Raw genomic sequence first — 19,846 nt, 5'->3', positions numbered from 1 at the left:
CACGGAAGACGGGAAAATGCATAATCATGCACTGGCTTTTAACACACTGTTGAGTTCTCAAGAAACGGACGCGTACACCACCGGAAACCAGACCCACCAAGGACCCGACCCCCGACTGGGGCGTTCATCTCGTATGCCTTCATTTTAGCCGACCCGGTCGACCGGAACCAAATCGCGCCGTTACCGGCACTTGACTCCCGCCACCCGAACCAACGAGCATTCAGGCCGCCCCGTCTCCAGGGCAACCCCTCTAACTTACCCTACTGCTTGGGCGAGGTCAACCGGGCCGGTCAGAGGCTCGAAGGGCTTCGCTGCGCAGCACTGTGACGCCGGATCCACCGTGGTTACGCCGGATCCGCGGGTGTCATCAGAGAGTTCCCCAGGATCCCGGCGCCTTGACGGCGGCCGATCGTTCCCTGGGGCGAGAAGAACAGTAAGGGCGGTCTCGGGGTCCGTCAAATCGCGGCGGGGCCGCGCAGTCACGCCTCGGTCGGGACACGGCGAGCTCTTCATGCATCTACGGCGCCGACGTCGATCGAATGACTACGTGTGAACGCGTGGGAGACGCTCAGGGAGAGAGCCGGGCCAGGACGACCGGGGCGCGGCGGCCGTGGCGGAGCCGAGGCTCGTTATCGGGTCGCCGGCGCGGCCCTGCTCGCCGCCATGGTCGCGGCCCAAGTAGAGACGGGGCTGCGCCATGAGGACCTGAGGTTTGTCAGCCTGGTCGTCGTCCTGCTGGCGGCCTCCGCGATCGCCTACGCGGCGGCCGCGCACACGCTGCCCAGGGCGCTCGCCGCCTTCGCCGGGGCGGCCGCCGTGGGCTGCGCGGCGGAGTGGATCGGCACGCGGTCCGGGGTGCCGTTCGGCGCGTACCACTACACCGGGGTGCTGTGGCCCAGCCCCGGCGGCGTTCCCCTCATCGTGGCGCTGGCCTGGGGCGGCATGGGGCTGGCCGCGCAGGCGGTCGCCCGCCGCGTGGCTCCCCGCGGCCGTACGGCCCGCGCGTGCGTAGGCGCGCTGGCCCTGACGGCGTGGGATCTGTTCCTCGACCCCCAGATGCTCCGCCTCGGACTGTGGCGATGGGAGGACACGGGGCCGTACCGCGGAGTGCCGTTCAGTAACTTCGTGGGCTGGTTCCTGGTGTCCCTGCTGGTCATGGTCGTGATCGACCGGGTCGCGGGCGGGCCGTCCTCCGGCAGCACAGGGTTGGTCGCGGTGTACACGGTGATGGCCGTGATGGAGACGATCGGTTTCGCGGCAGTGTTCCGCCCGCCCGACCTCCTGGTCGCCGCGGCGGGCGGAATCGCCATGGGCACGCTCGCCCTGCTGGCATGGAGGTACCGATGGCGGAGGTGATCGTGGTCGGCGGCGGTGTGGGCGGCATGGTCTGCGCCCTGCTACTGGCCCGTGACGGGCACGCCGTGCGGTTGTACGAGCGCCTGCCCCGGCTCGGCGGCAAGCTCGCCGAGCACCGCCGCGAGGGGTTCACGTTCTCGCTCGGCCCCTCGCTGCTGACGCTCCCAGGACTGTTCCGCCAGCTCGGCGTCCAACTCGACCTCCTCGAACTGGACGTCCTGTGCCGTTACCGCTTCCACGACGGGACGTCGTTCTCGGCCTACCGTGACCCGGAGCGCACGGCGGTGGCGGTCGAGCGGCTCGCGCCCGGGGAGGGCGAGCGGTGGCGGGCCTTCCACCGGTGGGCCCGCGGCTGCCTGGAGGCGTCGCGGCGCACCTTCTTCGCCGGTCCGATGGCGCCGCTGACCCGGCCGCGGCAGGAAGTGCGGGCCACGGACCTGTGGGCGGTCGCCCCCGGCCGCACGCTCCACGGTCTGGCCGGCGCGTTCTTCCGCGACCCCCGGCTGCGCCAGTACGTCGACCGGTACGCCACCTACGCCGGGTCGAGCCCGTACCGGGCGCCCGCGGCGCTGGGCTGCATCCCGGCCATCGAGCACGGGGAGGGCGGCTGGTACGTGCCGGGCGGCCTGCCCCGCATCGCCGACGCCCTGCGCGCGCTGCTGGACGAGGCCGGCGTCGAGGTCCACCTTTCCACCGAGGTGAGCGAGGTGCTGGCCGACCGGACGCGCGCCCACGGCGTGCGGTTGGCGAGCGGCGAGGTGGTCACGGCGTCCGCCGTGGTGGTCAACGCCGACGCCGCGTCCCTGTACGGGCGGCTGCTCCCCGACCGGGTGCGGTTGCGGCGCATCGCGCGGCTCGGGCTGTCGTCCTCGGCGTTGCTCCTGCTCGCCGCCGTCGAAGGCAGGACCGAGGGACTGCCGCACCACTCGGTCGTGTTCTCCGCCGACTACCGCGAGGAGTTCGGTGACATCTTCGAGCGGCGGCGTCCCCCGGAGGACCCGACGGTCTACATCGGCTGCTCGGCCGTGGACGACCCCTCGCAGTCGCCCGCCGGCGCGGAGAACTGGGTCATGCTGGTCAACGTGCCCGCCGGAGATCCGGGGCGCTGGCCGGTGTCCCCCGAGGCGTACGGGGAGCGCGTGCTCGAGAGGCTGGCGGAGCGCGGGCACGACCTGTCCGGGCGGCTGCGTTTCCTGGAGACCTTCACTCCGGCCGACATCCGGGACCGCTACGGAGCCTGGGGCGGGGCGATCTACGGGGGCGCGTACGCCGGCAGGCTCGCGCCGTTCCGCCGGCCCGGCAACCGAGGTCCTCGACGGGGCCTGTACCTGGTGGGGGGCTCGGTCCATCCCGGCGGCGGGCTGCCGCTGGTGACGATGGGCGGGCGGATCGTCGCCGACCTGGTGAACGAGGACCTCCACGGCCGGAACGCCAAGACGAAAACGATCGCGAACCCTGGCGCCGTACCGCTGGACGCCGGCACCCGTGGGCGCGGCGAGGCATGGTGACGGGGCGCCGAGCGGCCGCGGCCTTCGACTACGTGCGCCGCGCCGCAGCGACCGGATCCCAAGCGGCGGCCGGATCCCGGTCGTCGGGCGGTTGGCGGCCTGGAGGCGGAAGCCGGCATCTCGGACGGGTGCTCACCGGCGCGCAGGCGCTGGCCGCTCTGGCCGTCGGCGTGCGACTCGCGCGCGGGCGACGCCGCCTGCCTCCGCTCGCCCCCGGGGGCCCGGACGTCACCGCGCCGATCTCGGTGGTGATCCCGGCCAGGGACGAGGAGGCCCGTATCGGCCCGTGCCTGACGGCCGTACTGGCCGACCCGGCGGTGGCCGAGGTGATCGTCGTGGACGACGAGTCGTCCGACGGCACCGCCCGGCTCGCCGCCGTGCTCGGGGCGACGGTCGTGCGGGGACGGCCGCTGCCCGACGGCTGGGTGGGCAAGCAGTGGGCCCTCCACCAGGGACTTCTGCGCGCCCGCGGCGCGATCGTCGTCACGCTGGACGCCGATGCCCGGCCGCTTCCCGGACTGTTCGGCGCGCTGGTCACGGCGCTGGAGGGCAGGGACCTGGTCAGCGTGGGCCCCCGGTTCGTGTGCGACGGGACCGCCGAGCAGGCGCTGCACGCCTCGTTCCTCGCCACGCTGGTCTACCGGTTCGGTCCCATCGGCCCTGCCACGCCCCCGCCGCCGCACCGGGTCGTCGCCAACGGCCAGTGCCTGGCCTTCCGGCGCGAGGCGATGCTGCGCGCCGACGGGTTCGCCCGCGTTCGCGGCCACATGACGGACGACGTCGCGCTCGCGCGACTGCTCGCGGCGCGGGGGTGGGTGGTCGGGTTCCTCGACGCGGGCGGCCTGCTGGAGGTCGACATGCACGAGTCGGCGACGGACGTCTGGCGGCAGTGGGGGCGGTCGCTGCCGCTCAGCGACGTGACCGGTCCCGCGTGGCAGGCCGCCGACCTCGCCGTCGTGTGGCTGGCCGCCGCCCTTCCTGTGCTGAGGCTGGCCGCCGGACGGCCGACCCGGCTCGACCTCGCGCTGGTGGCCGTACGGCTGCTGCTCGCGGGGGCGCTGCGGAGAAGTTACGCGCGTCCCGGCCCCGGCGTCGCCCTGTCGGTGCTGCTCGACCCGGCCACGGCCGTACGGCTGACGCTGGCGACGCTGCGTCCGGTGCGGAACTGGCGGGATCGCACCTATCCCCGCGTCCCTCCCGGGGGTGCGGTCGCGAGCGCCGCGCCGGCCGGAGCGTCCCACGAGGTAGACGCCGTGGCGCCGGAGTCGCCTACCGCCACCGAGGCCGCGCCATCACAGCCGCATGCTGTCACGAACGCCGCGCCGCCAGAGCCGCCTGTCCGAAGCGCAGGCCGATGAGGCACATCAGCGCTCCCGTCGCGGCGACGTGGCCGACCGGCGCGAAGGCGAACTGCAGCACCGGCAGGGCGAAGACGCCGGCCCTGGCGCCGATGGCGAACGACCGGGTGAGCATGGCGACGGCCGCGAGCAGGACCAGGGCGAGGGCGAACGCCGGCGGGCAGATGACCGCCATCCCTCCGGCGAAGGTGAGGATCGAGCGTCCGCCGCGGAACCGGGCGATCACCGGCCAGGCGTGCCCGGCCATCGCCGCCGCGACGGCGGCGTACGCGGGGAGCACGCTCGGCCCGGCGACCACCCAGGGGCCGGTCGTGTACCATCCCCCGGCCGCCAGCCCGAGCAGTCCCGCGAGCACGCCTTTGAGCATGTCGCCGGCGAAGACGGGCGCGGCACCGCCCGCGCCGAGTCGCTCACGCACGTTCCAGAAGCCGGGGTTGCGGTCGCCGACGTCACGCGGGTCGAACCCGTGGGCCCGCGCGACCAGCACCGCCACCGGGATCGAGCCGAGAAGGTAGCCGCCGATGACCGAGATCAGCGACATGACCGGCACGGGGAGCATCATCGCCTCGTTTCACCTCAACAGGTACGCGGACCTGGGCGCCGCGCGGTACATGGCGTTCGACCGGCCGGTGCTGCGCCGTACGAAGGGGCTGCTGTTCTGGCGGCTGCTCGGGACAGGGCGGGGACGGTCGATGACGCTGGGCGCGGACGCCCGTCGCTGGGCGCTGCTCGCCGTGTGGCGCGACGAGGCGGCGCTGGACCGCTTCCTCGCCCGCTCCCCCATCCCGGCCAGGTGGCGGCGCGAGGCCGCCGAGTCGTGGCAGGTCCGGCTTGCGCCGCTGGCGTCCCGCGGCCGCTGGGGCGGAGCGGCGCCGTTCGGCCCGGACTCGCTCCACCACCGCGCACCGGCCCCTTCGAGCGAGCCGCCCGCTCGCGGCGTCGTCCACGGCGTGACGCCGCACGATGACGCGGGCACCGGCCTTGGATCCTTGGGCGGAGGTGCGCCGGAGTACAGGACGGGACCGGTCGCGGTGCTGACCAGGGCCGCGATCCGGCCACGGAGCCTGGTGGCCTTCTACCGGTCGGTCTCCGGGGTCGAGCGGCTGCTGCGCGAGGAGGACGGGTGCCTGGCCTCGGTGGGCATCGGCGAGTGGCCGCTGGCCCGGCAGGCCACCTTCTCGCTCTGGCGGGACGCCGCGGCCGTCCGCGATTTCGCGTACGCGCAGGGCCCGCATCGGCGGGTGGTCGAACGGGTCCGCGCGGAAGGCTGGTACTCCGAGGAGCTGTTCGCCCGCTTCGCGCCCTACGGGAGCGAGGGGACGTGGGACGGCGCCGATCCCCTCGCCGCCCGCGCGCACGAGGGCCCCTGAGAGGGTCCGGCAGGCGCGCGCCTGCGCGTGCCTCACCGGGCGGGCGTGACGGTCAGGTGCTCGCGCACGCGGGCCACCACCTGGCCCTCGGCGAGATCGCGGGCGACGACGCAGGCACGGGCGATCGTCGCGGCCCGGGAGGAGCCGTGGGCCACGACCACCGTGCCGGCGAGGCCGAGAAGGGCCGCTCCGCCGTGTGTCTCGGGGTCGTAGCGGCGGGCGACCTGCCGCAGATCGTCGGGCCCGGCGATGCCGCACCGGGCGACCAGGGACAGGGTCGCCCGGACCGTCCCCTCGACGTTCTTCAGCACCACGTTGCCGGTGAATCCGTCGGTGACCACCACGTCGACGGTACCCGCGAGGACGTCGTCGCCCTCCACGTTGCCGTGGAAGCGGAACGGCATCCAGCGCAGCAGTTCCTCCGACCGGCGGGTGAGCCGGTTGCCCTTGCCCGGCTCTGCGCCGATGGAGAGCAGGCCCACCGAGGGGTCGTCCACGCCGAGCACGAGCTGGGCGTAGGAGACACCGAGCAACGCGAACTGGGCGATCATCTGCGGGGTGGGATCGACGGTGGCGCCCGCGTCCACCAGTACCGTGGCCCCGCCCCGCACCGACGGCAGCGCCACGGCGAGCGCGGGGCGCAGCACCGGCGAGGCCGTGCCGAGCAGGCCGATCGCGCTCGCGACGACGGCCCCGGTGGAGCCGGCCGACACGAAGGATCCGCCGATGCCCTGCCGCAGCAGGTCCAGGCCGACCGCGAGGCTGGATCCGGTCCTGGTCAGGGCGCCGACGCCGCGTTCGGACATCGGGACGGCGTCGGTGGCCGGTGCGATGTCGGCCTCGCCCGCCGCGCCCAGACGCGCGAGCTCACGGCCCAGGACGTCCGGCAGGCCGGCGAGGATCACCTGGACGCCGTGTTCCCGCCGCGCCTGGACGGCTCCGCGCACGGTCTCGGCGGGGCCGTGGTCCCCGCCCATGGCGTCGAGGACGACCGGCCGCGACGAGACCGCCGGAGACGCGGCGTTCCACCCGCTCGGCGTGCCCGGCGTGCCCGGCGCCGTCGCGGACGCGGGCATGGGCCGGGACGCGGGCGTGGAGGGGGTGTCCGCCTGGGAGGGGGTGTCGTGGTCGCGATCCATCTCAGCTGGCCTTCACCTGGGCGCGGCGCTCGGCGCGGCCGGCGGCGGACGCGGCGGTCAGGTACCTGGTGAAGATCGCGAGCCGCCGCCGCCGGGGCACGCGCACCCGCCCCGCCAGGACGTCGTATCCGGCCGCCTCGACCTCCTCCAGGATCCCGCCGTACAGCTCGTAGGCGGCGCGCACGCAGGGCCGCGAGGACGGCACGAGCAGCTCGATGCCCTCCAGCGCCCGGAGGTAGTGGTCGCGTGCCCGGTCGGCCTCGTAGGCGATGAGGTCGCGGACGGCCGGGGTCGTCCGGCGAGCGATCAGGTCCTGTTCCGAGACGCCGAACTTCTCCAGGTCCTCCATGGGGAGGTAGATGCGTCCCCGGTCGAGGTCCTCGGCCACGTCGCGGATGAAGTTGGTGAGCTGGAAGGCGAGGCCGAGCTGGCAGGCCGGCTCGCGCGCCCGTCCCGCGGCGCCCGGCAGCGGTTCCAGAATGGGCAGCATCATCGTGCCGATGACCGCCGCCGAGCCGTCCATGTACCCGAGCAGCTCGTCGTAGGTGCCGTAGCGGTGGACGGTCAGGTCGGCGCGCATGGCGGCGAGGAAGGCGTCGATGTCGGCGAGGTCGATGTCGAAGCCGCGCACCGTGTGGGTGAACGCCGGCAGCACCGGGTCCGCGACGGTCTCCCCGGCGAGACCGGCGACGAGCTGGGCGACGAGATCCTCCAGCGCCGTTCCCCGGTCGCCGGTCATGGCGAAGGAGTCGACGATCTCGTCGGCGTGGCGGGCGAAGCCGTACAGCGCGTGCACGTGGGGCCGCTTCCAGGCCGGGAGCAGCAGGGTGGCCAGGTAGTACGAGCGCCCGTAGGAGGCGTGCAGCCGCCGGCACCGTTCGTAGCTGGCCGTCAGCGTGGTGGCGCGCGACGGCGCCGCGGGGTGGGATGTCATGGGGTGGACTCCAGGATGCGTTCCGCGGCCAGGCGGCCGGAGATGAGCACCGGCGGCACTCCGACTCCGGGCGCGGTGTACATGCCCGCGAAGTGCAGCCCGGGGACGCGGCGGGCCGCGCCGGCGGGCCGGAACCAGCCCGTCTGGGTGAACCGGTGGTCGAGGGCGAAGGGGGTGCCCGCCGTGTGCCCGCGCCTGTTCCACGCGGGCGGGTCGAGGACCAGGTGCGGAGCCGTCGACAGGTCGCCGTACCCGAGGGCGTCGAGCCGGCCGAGCATGCGGTGCAGGAGCCGGGGAGTGAGCCGTTCCCAGTCGCCGGCTCCGGTCAGGTTCGCGGTGGGTTCCAGCACGCTGAGGGTGGCATGCCCTTCGGGCGCGGCGGCGGCGTCGCCGCTGGGATAGGTGACCAGCAGGCTCGGGTCGGACTGCGGGCGGCCCGCCTCCAGGGCGTCGAACGTGGCGGCCCATTCGCGCCCGAAGTGCAGGGTGTGGTGGGCCTGGCCGGGCAGGCGCCGGTCCAGGCCGAAGTGGGCGACCAGGCAGGAAGGGGAGAACCGGGGACACCGCAGCCGCCAGTCGTCGGCCGCCTCCGGCAGCAGCCCGCGGTGCGCCGCCGCCCGGTCGCAGGCGACGACGACGTGGCTCGCGGGGAGCCGTTCGCCGGTGTCGAGGCGGACGCCGGTCACCCCCGCGCCGTCGGCCTCCACGGCGGTGGCGCGGACGCCGTACCGCAGGAGGGCCCCGGCCTTGCCGGCGGCGCCGGCCATGGCGAGCGGGATGGCGCGCATCCCGCCGTCGGCGGGGAAGTACACGCCGCCGACGGTGTCCATGTGGGCGATGACGGCGTAGATCCCGAGCGCGCGGCGCGGGGCCAGGCCGACGTACAGCGCCTGGAAGGTGTGGGCCCTGATGAGCCGGTCGTCGGTCAGATGCCGGCGCACCAGGCCGTCCAGCGTGCGGAACCCGCCGAGCGCGGCGAGCCTGGCAAGCGCGTACGGGCGGGCGAGCGCGCGCAGCCGCATCATGTCCCGGTCGATGAACGCCGCCCACTCCAGGCGGAACATCTCCTCCAGCAGCCGCCGCAGGCGCCGGTACCGCACCGCCTCCTCCGGGCCGCACAACAGCCGTACCTGCTCGGTCATGGCCTCTGCTCCGGCGACCACGTCCAAGCTGGAGCCGTCGTGGTAGGTGAGCCGGTAGAACGGGTCGAGCCGCCGCAGCGGCAGCCAGCCGTCCATGTCCTGCCCGGCGGCGGCGAAGGTGCCGGCGAGCACACCGGGCATTGTGAGCACCGAGGGGCCGGTGTCGAACCGGTAGGGTCCGGCGGACTCGGTTCCGCAGCAGCCGCCGGGGCCGTCCTGGGCCTCCACGACGGTCACCTCGCGGCCCGCCCCGGCCAGGCGCATGGCCGCGGCGAGCCCGCCGAGCCCCGCCCCGATGACCACGACGGGGTTCCTCGCCCCCATCAGGCGTTCCTGCCCGTCGCCGCGTCGGCGAGTTCGAGCAGGGCGGCCGCGGCCTCAGCTGGCAGGTCCGCTCCGTCGATCGCCGCCCTCGCGGCGACCAGCAGGCCGGCGATGCGCGCCTCGACGGTGTCCAGCGCGCCGGTGGAGACGATCAGGTCGCGGGCGGCGGCGACGTCGTCCTGGTCGCGCACGTGGTCCAGGAAGGCCGCGCCACGGGCGCCGGCCCGTTCGCGGGCCACCGCCGTGAGGTAGGTGCGCTTGCCCTGCAGCAGGTCGATCGCGGCGGGCTTGCCGGTGGCCGCCGGGTCGCCGAACACGCCGAGCACGTCGTCGCGGAGCTGGAACGCCTCCCCCAGCGGCAGCGCGTACGCGCTCAGGGTCGGGCGCACGGCCGGGCCGCCCCCGGCGATGGCGCAGCCGAGGTGCAGGGGCCGTTCGACGGTGTACTTGCCGGATTTGTACCTGGCGATCAGGGTGGCCTCCTCGCGGCCGCCGGTTCCGCGGGCCGCGCCGGCCAGGTCCATGTACTGCCCGGCGATGATCTCGACCCGGAGCCGGGTGAAGATCTCCAGGGCCTCGCCCAGGCGCCGCCCGCTGTCGAGCAGCGCCGCGTCGGCCCAGGTGAAGGCCATCATGCCGAGCAGTACGGCCGTGGACTCGCCGAAGCGGCGCGGGTCGCCGGACCAGCCCAGCTCCCGGTGACGGGCGGCCAGCCCGGCGTGGGCCGTGGTCTGGCCGCGCCGGGTGCCGGCCTCGTCCATCACGTCGTCGAGCAGGAGCGCGCAGGCGTGCAGCAGTTCCACCGCGCAGGCCGCGGGAAGCACGACGTCCAGGTCGGCGGGCGAGCCGCCCGCCGCGCGGTACCCCCAGTACACGAACGAGGGCCGCAGCCGCTTACCGCCCCGCAGGACGAAGTCGGCCACATATCGCCGTACGGCCGCGCGCTCCTCGTCCCCGAGGAAGTCCAGCCCGTCCATCTCGCGTTCGAGCAGGTGGCCGAGGTGGCGGTCGATCAGCTCGCGGAGTTCGCTCTTCTCCCGGGCCAACGTCACCATGGGCACCGCTCCTTCGGCCATTGCAGGGATCATGGGCCTCATCAGTAAAGTTTTCGTGCCTCCTCGGCGGCGCGGTTGCACCCATGCCGGGCATGCTCTGCAAAGCGGGACAGAAGATGAACCTCCGCTGGTCAATGCGCCCTGGTTCGTGAGCCGGCCGTGGCCGAACCGCTGGGCGCGGTGCGGCGAGGCGGCCGGAGATGGACGACGACGGAGGGTGGGGCGGCCGGTGGGGCACGACGGCGCGGCGCAGGACGGCGACGGCGCGGCGCAGGACGGCGACGGCCCGCCGGCCGGGGACGAGCCCGGCTACGGCATCGGGGCCGTCGCGCGGCGGCTCGGCGTGCCCGTTCCGACGCTGCGCACCTGGAACCTGCGGTACGGCATCGGTCCGAGCCGCCGCAGCCCGGGCGGGCACCGGCGCTACGACGAGGCCGATCTGCGCCGGCTGGAGGAGATGAACCGGCTCATCCACGCCGGGGTGGCTCCGGCGGACGCGGCGGGCCACGCCCTGCGCCACCGCCCGCCACCCGGCCCGGTCGCCCCTGCGGCCCCGGCCACCGGGCCCGTGCCGTCACCGGAGCGCACCTCGGCCGGTGAAAGCGGCCACACGGCGGCCGGTGCACCGGGCGCGGCAGGGAGCGTGCCCGGCCGCACGGCGATCGGTGAACCCGGCCACGCGCGCGATGAAGGAGCGAGATCTCCTGCGACGCCGGGACGGCCGCCCTCGGCCGCGGCGCTCGCGCGGGCGGCGCTCGCGCTGGACGTGCGCACCGTGGACGGCCGGCTGGAGGCGGCGCTGCGCGACCGGGGCGTCGCCTGGACCTGGGAGCGGCTCGTGCGGCCGGCGTTCGCCGTCATCGTCGGCAGACAGGAGGAGACGGGCGGGAGCGTGGAGGTGGAGCACCTGTTCTCCCAGCGCCTGCTGGACGCGCTGGCCGCCCGCGCCCGCGAGGCCCCCGCTCCGGCGTACCCGCGGCCGGTGCTGCTCGCGTGCGCGGAGGAGGAGCAGCACAGCCTGCCGGTGTACGCGCTGGCGGCGGCGCTGGGCGAGCTGGCCGTCGAGACGCGGGTGCTGGGCCCCCGCACGCCGTACGCCGCGCTGGAGGCGGCGATGCGGCGGCTCGGGCCCTCGGTCGTCTTCGTCTGGTCGCACCGGCGGGAGACCGGCGACGCGGTGCCGCTCGCGGCGCTGCCCCGGCTGCGGCCGGCGAGCCGTGTGGTGGTGGGCGGCCCCGGCTGGGCGGACGTCCTGCCGCCCGGGACGGCGCGCGTGTCCACCTTGCCGGAGGCGATCACGGCCGTCATGGGCCTTCTGCGCTGAGCCCATCTCTGCGGGCCGCGGTGGCGGCCGCCGGTTGCGCTGGCATGCCGAAGGCGGCTATGAATAGGTTTTGAGTAGCTTTCCGATGGCATGAGGGTGTTCATGAACGAGACCCTGGAGTACCGCCTGGCCGCAGGAGAGGAGACGGCGATCGGCGACTGCTATCGCACGCACGCCCCCGCCGTCCGGTCCTACCTGCGCAGATATGTGCCGCCCCAGGACGTCGAGGACGTCCTGCAGGTCGTCTTCACCGAGGCGTGGCGGTTCGGGCACCGCTTCGACCCTGCCCGCAGCCTCACGGCATGGCTACTGGGCATCGCCTACAAGCGCGCCGTCGACCACCTGCGGGTGCGCACGCTCACCACGGTGCCGCTGGAGGCCGCGACCGAGCCGACCGGCCACGACGGGCGCGACGACGGCGACGTGCTCGCCGACCGCGACCGCATCAGGCGGGCGCTCGCCGTCCTTCCCGACGCCCAGCGGCAGGCGATCGAGCTGGCCTACTACGGGGACCTGACCCAACGCGAGATCGCCGACCGGCTGCGCGTGCCGCTCGGCACGGTCAAGGCGCGCACGGCACGCGGCCTGCGCCGCCTGTCGCTGCTGCTCGCCCCCGCCACCACCTGACCCGTCCGCCCGTCAAGGGCAGGACCGCCGGCGGCCAACGGCCACCGGCGGGGGCCTCAGCCCGTCGGCCCCGCCGCCGCAGAGCCGGCGACCCGGACCAGCCGGCGAGGGCAGCGGCGGCGACCGTGAGCCTCAGCTCGCCGGCAGGGCGGCCAACTGGGCCGCGAGGCGGGCGATGTCGGCGTCCGCCTGGGTGGCGCGGGCGCGGACCTTGGCGACGACGTCATCGGGCGCCTTGGACATGAACTGCTCGTTGGCGAGCTTCGCGGCGACCTGGGCCGCCTCCTTGCGCGCGACGGCGAGATCCTTCTCCATGCGCCTGCGCTCGGCCGCGACGTCGATGGCGCCGGCGGTGTCGATCTCGATCGAGGCCGCGCCCACCGCGAGCCGCGCCGTCGGAGTGAACGACTCGGAGGGATCGTCCAGCCGCAGCAGGCTGCGGATCGCCGGCTCGTGCGCCGCGAGCGCCGTGCCGTCGAGCGTGAGCCTGGCCGCGACCCGCTGCCCCGGCTTCAGGCCCTGGTCGGAACGGAACCGGCGGACCTCGGTGATGAGCTCCTGCAGGGCCAGGATCTCCTCTTCGGCCGCCTGGTCGCCGTACTCCCCGGCCACCGCCGGCCACGAGGCCGCCATGATGGACGGGCCGGAGGTCAGCGCCCGCCAGAGCTCCTCGGTGACGAACGGCACCAGCGGGTGCAGCAACCGCAGCAGGGCGTCGAACACGTGGCCCAGCACCAGGCGGGTGCGGTCGGCGACCTCACCGCCCGCCGCGATCTGGATCTTGGCGAGCTCGACGTACCAGTCGCAGACCTCGTCCCACGCGAAGTGGTAGAGCTGGTCTGAGATCTTGGCGAACTCGAAGTCCTCGTAGGCGGCGTCCACCGCGCCCGTGACCGCCCGCAGCCGCGACAGGATCCACCGGTCGGCGACGGTCAGCTCGCCCGGCGCCGGCAGCGCCCCGGAGACGGTCGCGCCGTTCAGCAGCGCGAACCGGGTGGCGTTCCAGATCTTGTTGCAGAAGTTGCGCGAGCCCGCCGCCCAGTCTTCGCTGATGGCGACGTCCGAGCCGGGGCCCGCCCCGCGCAGCAGGGTGAAGCGCGTCGCGTCCGCGCCGTACCGGGAGATCCAGTCGAGCGGGTCGATGACGTTGCCGGAGGACTTGGACATCTTCTTTCCGTACTGGTCGCGCACGATGCCGTGCAGGGCCACCGTGCGGAACGGCGGCGTGCCGTCCATGGCGTACAGCCCGAACATCATCATGCGGGCGACCCAGAAGAACAGGATGTCGTAGCCGGTGACCAGCACCGTGGTCGGGTAGAACCGCTCGAGGTCGGCCGTGCGGTCGGGCCAGCCGAGGGTCGAGATCGGCCACAGGCCCGAGGAGAACCAGGTGTCGAGCACGTCGGAGTCCTGGACGTACCCGGCGGGGGCCTGCTCGTCGGGCCCCACGCACACGACCTGGCCCTCGGGGCCGTACCACACCGGGATGCGGTGGCCCCACCACAGCTGACGCGAGATGCACCAGTCGTGCATGTCGTCGACCCAGTCGAAGTAGCGCTTGGCCAGCTCGGGCGGGTGAATGCGGGTGCGGCCGTCGCGGACGGCGTCCCCCGCGGCCTTGGCCAGCGGCTGGACGTTGACGAACCACTGCAGCGACAGCCGCGGCTCGACCACGGTCTTGCAGCGCGAGCAGTGGCCGACGGCGTGGACGTAGGGGCGCTTCTCGGCGACGACGCGGCCCTCGGCGCGCAGAGCCGCCACGACGGCGGGCCTGGCCTCGAACCGGTCGAGCCCCTGGAACGGGCCGTGCGCGGTGATGACGCCGCGCTCGTCCATGACCGTGATGGACGGCAGCCCGTGCCGGCGGCCGATCTCGAAGTCGTTGGGGTCGTGCGCCGGGGTCACCTTGACGGCGCCGGTGCCGAAGGCCGGGTCGACGTGCTCGTCGGCCACGATCGGGATCATCCGCCCGGTCAGCGGCACCTCCACCTGCGTGCCCACCAGGTGCGCGTAGCGCTCGTCGGCGGGATGGACGGCGACGGCGGTGTCCCCGAGCATCGTCTCGGCGCGGGTGGTGGCGACCACGACGGCCCCCTGCCCCTCGCCGTAGCGGATGGAGACCAGCTCGCCCTCGTCGTCGCCGTGGTCGACCTCGATGTCGGACAGCGCGGTGAGGCAGCGCGGGCACCAGTTGATGATGCGCTCGGCGCGGTAGATGAGCCCGTCGTCGTACAGCCGCTTGAAGATGGTCTGGACGGCGCGGGAGAGCCCTTCGTCCATGGTGAAGCGCTCGCGCGACCAGTCGACGCTGTCGCCGAGCTTCTTCATCTGGCCCAGGATGCGCCCGCCGGACTCCTCCTTCCACTGCCAGACGCGCTCGACGAACGCCTCGCGGCCGAGGTCGTGCCGGGAGAGGCCCTGCTTGGCCAGCTCGCGCTCGACGACGTTCTGGGTGGCGATGCCGGCGTGGTCCATGCCCGGCAGCCACAGCGTCTCGTGGCCGCGCATGCGGGCACGCCTGCTCAGGACGTCCTGGATGGAGTGGTCGAGGGCGTGGCCGATGTGCAGGACGCCGGTGACGTTGGGCGGCGGCAGCACGATGGTGTAAGGCTCTCGCCCGCTGCCTACGTCCGCCGTGAAGTAGCCCTCGGCGACCCAGCGCTCGTAGCTCTGGGTCTCGACGTCGGCGGGCGCGTACTGGGTAGGCAGCTCAGGCGTTGTCACAGTCCCCAATTGTAGGGACGGCGGCGCGCCGTCCGTGTCGCAACGACCCGGCGCCCGTTATCGGGATTATGGTCATGGCCACCGAAAAGGCATCTTCGGCACGACTGAAAGTACGGTCTTGCTACGGTGCGTAACACGCGCGAGATGTTCGTCCGGTATCGCCCGCGCGCCGCACGACCTCCGCTGCCGCGCCCACCCGGCGGGAAAGCCGATCGCGGGCCCGAGGGCCGCCATGAACCCCGCGTGATGGCCGACGGACGGCGACGGGTGGAGCGGGGCGGATAGACGGCGACGGGCGCCGCGGGGGCGGCGGGGCGGAGTCGATGGCGGGTCCCGCGGGGAGACGGCGACGGGCGCCGCGGGATCACGGGCGGCTCGATGGCCGCTCCGCGATCACGCGGCGCCCGTGCCGGAAAGGCGGGGCCGCCCGGTCAGGCGGACTTCTCCCTGGGAGTGCGCTGCTGCTTGGCGTTGAGCTGGTCGCGCGGCACCAGGGTCGGGTTGACGTGCTCCAGGACCGACTCGCGGGTGATGACGACGCGGGCGACGTCCTGGCGGGACGGCACCTCGTACATCACCGAGAGCAGGACCTCCTCCATGATCGCGCGCAGGCCGCGGGCGCCGGTGCCGCGCAGGATCGCCTGGTCGGCGATGGCCTCGAGCGCGTCGTCGGTGAACTCCAGTTCGACGTTGTCGAGCTCGAACAGCCGGCGGTACTGCTTGACGAGCGCGTTGCGCGGCTCGGTGAGGATCTGGATCAGCGCCTCGCGGTCGAGGTTGTGCACGCTGGTGATCACCGGAAGGCGGCCGACGAACTCGGGGATCATCCCGAACTTCAGCAGGTCCTCCGGCATGACGTCGGCGAAGATGTCCGAGGCGTCGATGTCGTCCTTGGAGTGGATGATCGCGTTGAAGCCGATGCCCTTCTTGCCGATGCGCGACTCGATGATCTTCTCGAGCCCGGCGAAGGCGCCACCGCAGATGAACAGCACGTTGGTGGTGTCGATCTGGATGAACTCCTGGTGCGGGTGCTTGCGGCCGCCCTGGGGGGGCACGCTCGCGGTGGTGCCCTCAAGGATCTTCAGCAGGGCCTGCTGCACGCCCTCGCCCGAGACGTCCCGGGTGATCGAGGGGTTCTCGCTCTTGCGGGCGATCTTGTCGACCTCGTCGATGTAGATGATGCCCGTCTCGGCCTTCTTGACGTCGTAGTCGGCCGCCTGGATCAGCTTGAGCAGGATGTTCTCGACATCCTCTCCGACGTACCCCGCCTCTGTGAGCGCAGTGGCGTCCGCGATGGCGAACGGGACGTTCAGCATCTTCGCCAGCGTCTGCGCCAGAAGGGTCTTGCCCGAGCCCGTGGGGCCGAGCAAGAGGATGTTGGACTTCGCCAGTTCCAGGCCGTCGTCTCGGCCGCGTTCGCCGGACTGCACCCGCTTGTAGTGGTTGTAGACCGCCACCGAGAGGGCCTTCTTCGCCTTGTCCTGGCCGATGACATAGGCGTCGAGGAACTCGTAGATCTCTCTCGGTTTGGGCAGGCTGTCCCACTTGAGCTCGGAGGACTCGGAGAGCTCCTCCTCGATGATCTCGTTGCAGAGATCGATGCACTCATCGCAGATGTAGACGCCTGGTCCGGCGATGAGCTTCTTGACTTGCTTCTGGCTCTTCCCGCAGAACGAGCACTTCAGCAGGTCTCCGCCGTCGCCGATGCGTGCCACCCCAGATACTCCTTTGCGTGGGACCGCCTGCTCCGCGATCCGAATCTTGCGGACTCGGTCCGAAAAGTCATCCCGCTCAGGTTTCGACGTTACCGTCTTCTGGGCCCTCAGTGCGCCCCCTAGCGGTGAGTCGCACCGGAACGTGCCCAATTGGGCACCGTTCCGGTGCGATCCGCGTCCTCAGGAAGCAACGGCTTGAGCGCGCTTCTTCCGTGAGGGGATGATGTCGTCGATCAGGCCGTAGGCCTTGGCCTCGTCGGCGTTGAGGATCTTGTCGCGCTCGATGTCGCGGCGGACCTCGTCGGGCGCCTTGCCCGAGTGCCGGGCGACGATCGTCTCCAGGAGCGCGCGCATGCGCAGGATCTCGCGCGCCTGGATCTCGATGTCGCTTCCCTGGCCGCCACCCTCGGTGGAGGGCTGGTGGATCAGGACGCGGGCGTTCGGCAGGGCGAAGCGCTTGCCCGACGTGCCGCCGGCCAGCAGCACCGCCGCGGCCGAGGCCGCCTGGCCCAGGCAGACGGTCTGGATCTCGGGCCGGACGAACTGCATGGTGTCGTAGATCGCGGTCATCGCGGTGAACGACCCGCCCGGCGAGTTGATGTAGATGCTGATGTCGCGGTCGGGATCGAGCGACTCCAGCGTCAGCAACTGGGCCATCACGTCGTTGGCCGACGCGTCGTCGATCTGCACGCCGAGGAAGATGATGCGGTCCTCGAACAGCTTGTTGTAGGGGTTCATCTCCTTGACGCCGTACGTCGTGCGCTCGACGAACGAGGGGATGATGTAGCGGCCGTTGATGTCCCCCGGCCGGATCAGATCACTCACGAGTTGCCCCTTCAGGAGACGGCGCCCTCAGAGGGCACCTGCCGCGCGCTGCGCACGACGTTATCGATGAAGCCGTAGTCCCTGGCCTCCTCGGCGGTGAACCAGCGATCGCGGTCGGAGTCCTTCTCGATCTGCTCCAGCGGCTGGCCGGTGTGGTGGGCGATGCGCTCGGCCAAGGTCTTCTTGACGTACAGCATCTGCTCGGCCTGGATCGCGATGTCGGCCGCGGTGCCGCCGATGCCGCCGGAGGGCTGGTGCATCATGATGCGGGCGTGCGGCAGCGCGTACCGCTTGCCCGTCGCGCCGGCGCACAGCAGGAACTGCCCCATCGAGGCGGCCAGACCCATGGCGACGGTGCAGACGTCGTTCGGCACGTACTCCATCATGTCGTAGATCGCCATGCCGGCCGTGACCGAACCACCAGGGGAGTTGATGTACAGCCAGATGTCGCGGTCGGGGTCGTCGGCGGCAAGGAGGAGCAGTTCAGCGCAGATGCGGTTGGCGACCTCGTCGTCCACCTGGGTGCCGAGCACCACGATGCGCTCACGCAGCAGACGGTTGTATAGCTGATCCTCAAGGCGGAACGAGCCGTTCTCACGGCCACGCGACTCCGGCCCAAAGCTCGTGGGCTGGTTAGAGGTCGGCGGGCTGGTCACAGCGTCACCTTCCGATGCGTCGTAATCGATGGGCTTTGCTTGTGACCTTAACGCGCGGCGCCGACCGGTCAGTCCCGGTCTCGACACTGTTCGCTGTCGGCGCAGGTACCGGGAGGTCAGTGGGACCCCGAGGCGCGACGGCGATCCTCCAGGTCGAGCTCGTGGATCAGGTGCCGCTGCGTCGCCGCGCTGATCTTGCCCTTGGAGTAGAGCTCGTCCAGTTTCTCCCGCTGGGCGTGGGCGAGTTGCCTGCGCAGCCCGCGGGTGCCGGAGTCGGGCGAGGTTCCGTCCTCGTCGTCGTCCTCATCGAGTATCGCACGCACCGTGTCCAGGCGCAGCTCCAGGAGCTGGCGGAACACGCCGGCGGTGTGCTCGTCCACCTCGCCCTCGGAGGCCAGGTGGTCGAGCCTGGACAGGGCCGCCTCCACGGTCGCCTGGCGGGCCTTGGCCTCCTCGATGACCGACTCCTGCGTCTCGCCGAGCCCGAAGCGCCGCAGCAGCGCGGCCAGCGTGGGCGCCTGGCCGATCAGCGTGGCCATGATGACCACGGCGGCCAGGAATATGAGCAGCGGCCGGTTGGGGACGGTGAGCGGGATCGACAGGGCGACGGCGAGGGTGATGGCCCCGCGCATCCCGGCCCATCCCATGACCAGCCGCTGCGCCCGCCCGATGCCGTCGAAGGACAGATGGCGGCCCGGCAGCCACTTGGCCAGCGGGAAGACCGCCATGGTCCACGCCAGGCGCGTCAGCACGACCACGGCGAGGACGACCAGCGCCGTACCGGCGAGCGTGGCGAAGGAATAGTCCGTCACCCCGTTCAGTACCTGGCGGATCTCCAGCCCGAGCAGGACGAACAGGCTGGACTCCAGCAGCAGGACCAGCACCTCCCAGAAGGCGTCGCCGGTGAGCCTGGAGGAGGGCTGGAGTAGGCCGTGGGCCCGTACGCCGAGGTAGAAGCCGGTGGTGATGGTGGCGAGCACCCCCGAGAAGCCGAAGTGCTCGGCGGGGAGGTAGGCGACGAACGGGGTGATCAGCGACACGACGATCTGCGCGCCGTTGTCCTTGATCCGGCCGCGCAGCCGGGCCACGACCCAGCCGAGGACCAGGCCGTACAGCACGCCGCCCGCCACGATGCGCACCAGCATCAGGCCGCCCTCCGAGAGGGTGACCGGCTCGGTGATCGCGGTGAGGGCGAGGCCGAACAGGGTGAGGGCCACGGCGTCGTTGACCAGGCTCTCCCCCTCCAGGATGGTCACCAGGCGGCGGGGGGCGCCCAGGCGCTTCATGACCGAGGTCGCCGCCACGGGGTCGGTCGGTGCGACCGCGGCGCCGAGTGCCAGCGCCACCGGCCAGCCGATCTGCGGCACGGCGAGGCGCACGGCGGCCATGACGGCCAGGGCGGTCACGCAGGTGAGGCCGAAGGCCATCACCGAGATGGGGACCGCGTCCTCCTTGGTCTCGCGCGGGGCGGTCAGGAAGGCCGCGCGGTAGACCAGGGGCGGCAGGTAGAGGGTGAGGATGACGTCGGGCGGCACGGCCGCCTTCCCCATGCCCGGCACGAAGCTCGCGGCCAGCCCGAGCAGGACGAGCGGGATCGCCGCGGGGATGCCGAAGCCGCGTCCGAGCCCCCGCCCCACGAGCATGATCACCGCGATGACCACGGCGACGATGACGTGGCCCTCAACCATTGGCGTCCCCGCGTACCCGTTTCACAGGTCTGAGTTGCCCGAGATCCGTCAATAATCACCCCAAGGGGCGCTAAAGGTGTGCGCATCCTGCATATGCCGGT

16 protein-coding genes are annotated in these 19,846 nt (G+C 72.7%); 6 read left to right on the top strand and 10 right to left on the bottom strand.

The genetic code is table 11. From position 1 onward, the window contains the following. The first annotated feature begins 549 nt into the window (after positions 1–549). The 3 genes from ACWEN6_RS29315 (at position 550) to ACWEN6_RS29305 (ending at position 4,222) form a co-directional block, all read left to right on the top strand. On the top strand, positions 550–1,356 hold the full coding sequence (locus tag ACWEN6_RS29315; RefSeq protein ID WP_452574712.1) for a carotenoid biosynthesis protein: 807 nt from the start codon (positions 550–552) through the stop codon (positions 1,354–1,356). After that, entirely contained in the window at positions 1,344–2,864 is a 1,521-nt protein-coding gene (locus ACWEN6_RS29310) for a phytoene desaturase family protein (RefSeq protein ID WP_452574710.1), read from the top strand. Before ACWEN6_RS29315 ends, ACWEN6_RS29310 begins: the two co-directional genes overlap by 13 nt. Before the next feature lie 128 nt (positions 2,865–2,992). After that, positions 2,993–4,222 (top strand): glycosyltransferase, encoded by a 1,230-nt coding sequence (locus tag ACWEN6_RS29305; protein WP_452574708.1) that lies wholly within the window; start codon positions 2,993–2,995, stop codon positions 4,220–4,222. Here ACWEN6_RS29305 and ACWEN6_RS29300 read toward each other — a convergent pair. Next, complete coding sequence (locus ACWEN6_RS29300) at positions 4,173–4,763, bottom strand: glycerol-3-phosphate acyltransferase (protein WP_452574724.1); 591 nt, start codon at positions 4,761–4,763, stop codon at positions 4,173–4,175. The two genes, ACWEN6_RS29305 and ACWEN6_RS29300, sit on opposite strands and share 50 nt — an antisense overlap. Here ACWEN6_RS29300 and ACWEN6_RS29295 point away from each other — a divergent pair. Then, the gene (locus ACWEN6_RS29295; protein ID WP_452574706.1) at positions 4,744–5,592 is read left to right on the top strand and encodes a spheroidene monooxygenase; all 849 of its coding nucleotides are present in this window, start codon (positions 4,744–4,746) and stop codon (positions 5,590–5,592) included. The genes ACWEN6_RS29300 and ACWEN6_RS29295 overlap by 20 nt on opposite strands. A gap of 32 nt (positions 5,593–5,624) precedes the next feature. Here the strand turns inward: ACWEN6_RS29295 and plsX are convergent, their stop codons facing one another. From plsX to ACWEN6_RS29275, 4 genes are read right to left on the bottom strand one after another with little or no spacing between them, the layout of a single operon-like run. After that, the gene (gene plsX, locus ACWEN6_RS29290) at positions 5,625–6,731 is read right to left on the bottom strand and encodes a phosphate acyltransferase PlsX (protein WP_452574704.1); all 1,107 of its coding nucleotides are present in this window, start codon (positions 6,729–6,731) and stop codon (positions 5,625–5,627) included. 1 nt (position 6,732) lies between these two features. Continuing rightward, a complete protein-coding gene (locus ACWEN6_RS29285; protein WP_452574702.1) occupies positions 6,733–7,665 on the bottom strand; it encodes a phytoene/squalene synthase family protein in 933 nt (310 codons plus the stop codon). After that, positions 7,662–9,131, bottom strand: coding sequence for a phytoene desaturase family protein (gene crtI / locus ACWEN6_RS29280; protein ID WP_452574700.1), 1,470 nt, complete (start codon positions 9,129–9,131; stop codon positions 7,662–7,664). The genes ACWEN6_RS29285 and crtI overlap by 4 nt, the downstream gene beginning before the upstream one ends. Continuing rightward, a complete protein-coding gene (locus ACWEN6_RS29275) occupies positions 9,131–10,186 on the bottom strand; it encodes a polyprenyl synthetase family protein (RefSeq protein ID WP_452574698.1) in 1,056 nt (351 codons plus the stop codon). Before ACWEN6_RS29275 ends, crtI begins: the two co-directional genes overlap by 1 nt. Positions 10,187–10,415: 229 nt before the next feature. Here ACWEN6_RS29275 and ACWEN6_RS29270 point away from each other — a divergent pair, with 229 nt between their 5' ends. After that, positions 10,416–11,510: a MerR family transcriptional regulator gene (locus ACWEN6_RS29270; RefSeq protein ID WP_452574696.1), complete on the top strand. Its 1,095-nt coding sequence runs from the start codon at positions 10,416–10,418 to the stop codon at positions 11,508–11,510. 102 nt (positions 11,511–11,612) lie between these two features. Continuing rightward, positions 11,613–12,137: an RNA polymerase sigma factor gene (locus ACWEN6_RS29265; RefSeq protein WP_452574694.1), complete on the top strand. Its 525-nt coding sequence runs from the start codon at positions 11,613–11,615 to the stop codon at positions 12,135–12,137. A 132-nt stretch (positions 12,138–12,269) separates the two neighbouring features. Here the strand turns inward: ACWEN6_RS29265 and ACWEN6_RS29260 are convergent, their stop codons facing one another. The 5 genes from ACWEN6_RS29260 to ACWEN6_RS29240 form a co-directional block, all read right to left on the bottom strand. After that, on the bottom strand, positions 12,270–14,870 hold the full coding sequence (locus ACWEN6_RS29260; protein WP_452574692.1) for a valine--tRNA ligase: 2,601 nt from the start codon (positions 14,868–14,870) through the stop codon (positions 12,270–12,272). 422 nt (positions 14,871–15,292) lie between these two features. Further along, positions 15,293–16,576 (bottom strand): ATP-dependent Clp protease ATP-binding subunit ClpX, encoded by a 1,284-nt coding sequence (gene clpX / locus ACWEN6_RS29255; protein WP_354850697.1) that lies wholly within the window; start codon positions 16,574–16,576, stop codon positions 15,293–15,295. A gap of 180 nt (positions 16,577–16,756) precedes the next feature. Continuing rightward, entirely contained in the window at positions 16,757–17,401 is a 645-nt protein-coding gene (locus tag ACWEN6_RS29250) for an ATP-dependent Clp protease proteolytic subunit (protein ID WP_354850693.1), read from the bottom strand. An 11-nt stretch (positions 17,402–17,412) separates the two neighbouring features. After that, entirely contained in the window at positions 17,413–18,057 is a 645-nt protein-coding gene (locus tag ACWEN6_RS29245; RefSeq protein ID WP_354850690.1) for a ClpP family protease, read from the bottom strand. 116 nt (positions 18,058–18,173) lie between these two features. Next, positions 18,174–19,745, bottom strand: coding sequence for a Na+/H+ antiporter (locus ACWEN6_RS29240; protein ID WP_452574690.1), 1,572 nt, complete (start codon positions 19,743–19,745; stop codon positions 18,174–18,176). Between the last annotated feature and the right edge of the window lie 101 nt (positions 19,746–19,846).

The organism is Sphaerisporangium sp. NPDC004334 (assembly GCF_053602655.1).
The sequence above is the reverse complement of the archived record's forward strand: the minus strand, read 5'-3'. Positions and strand labels throughout refer to the sequence as shown.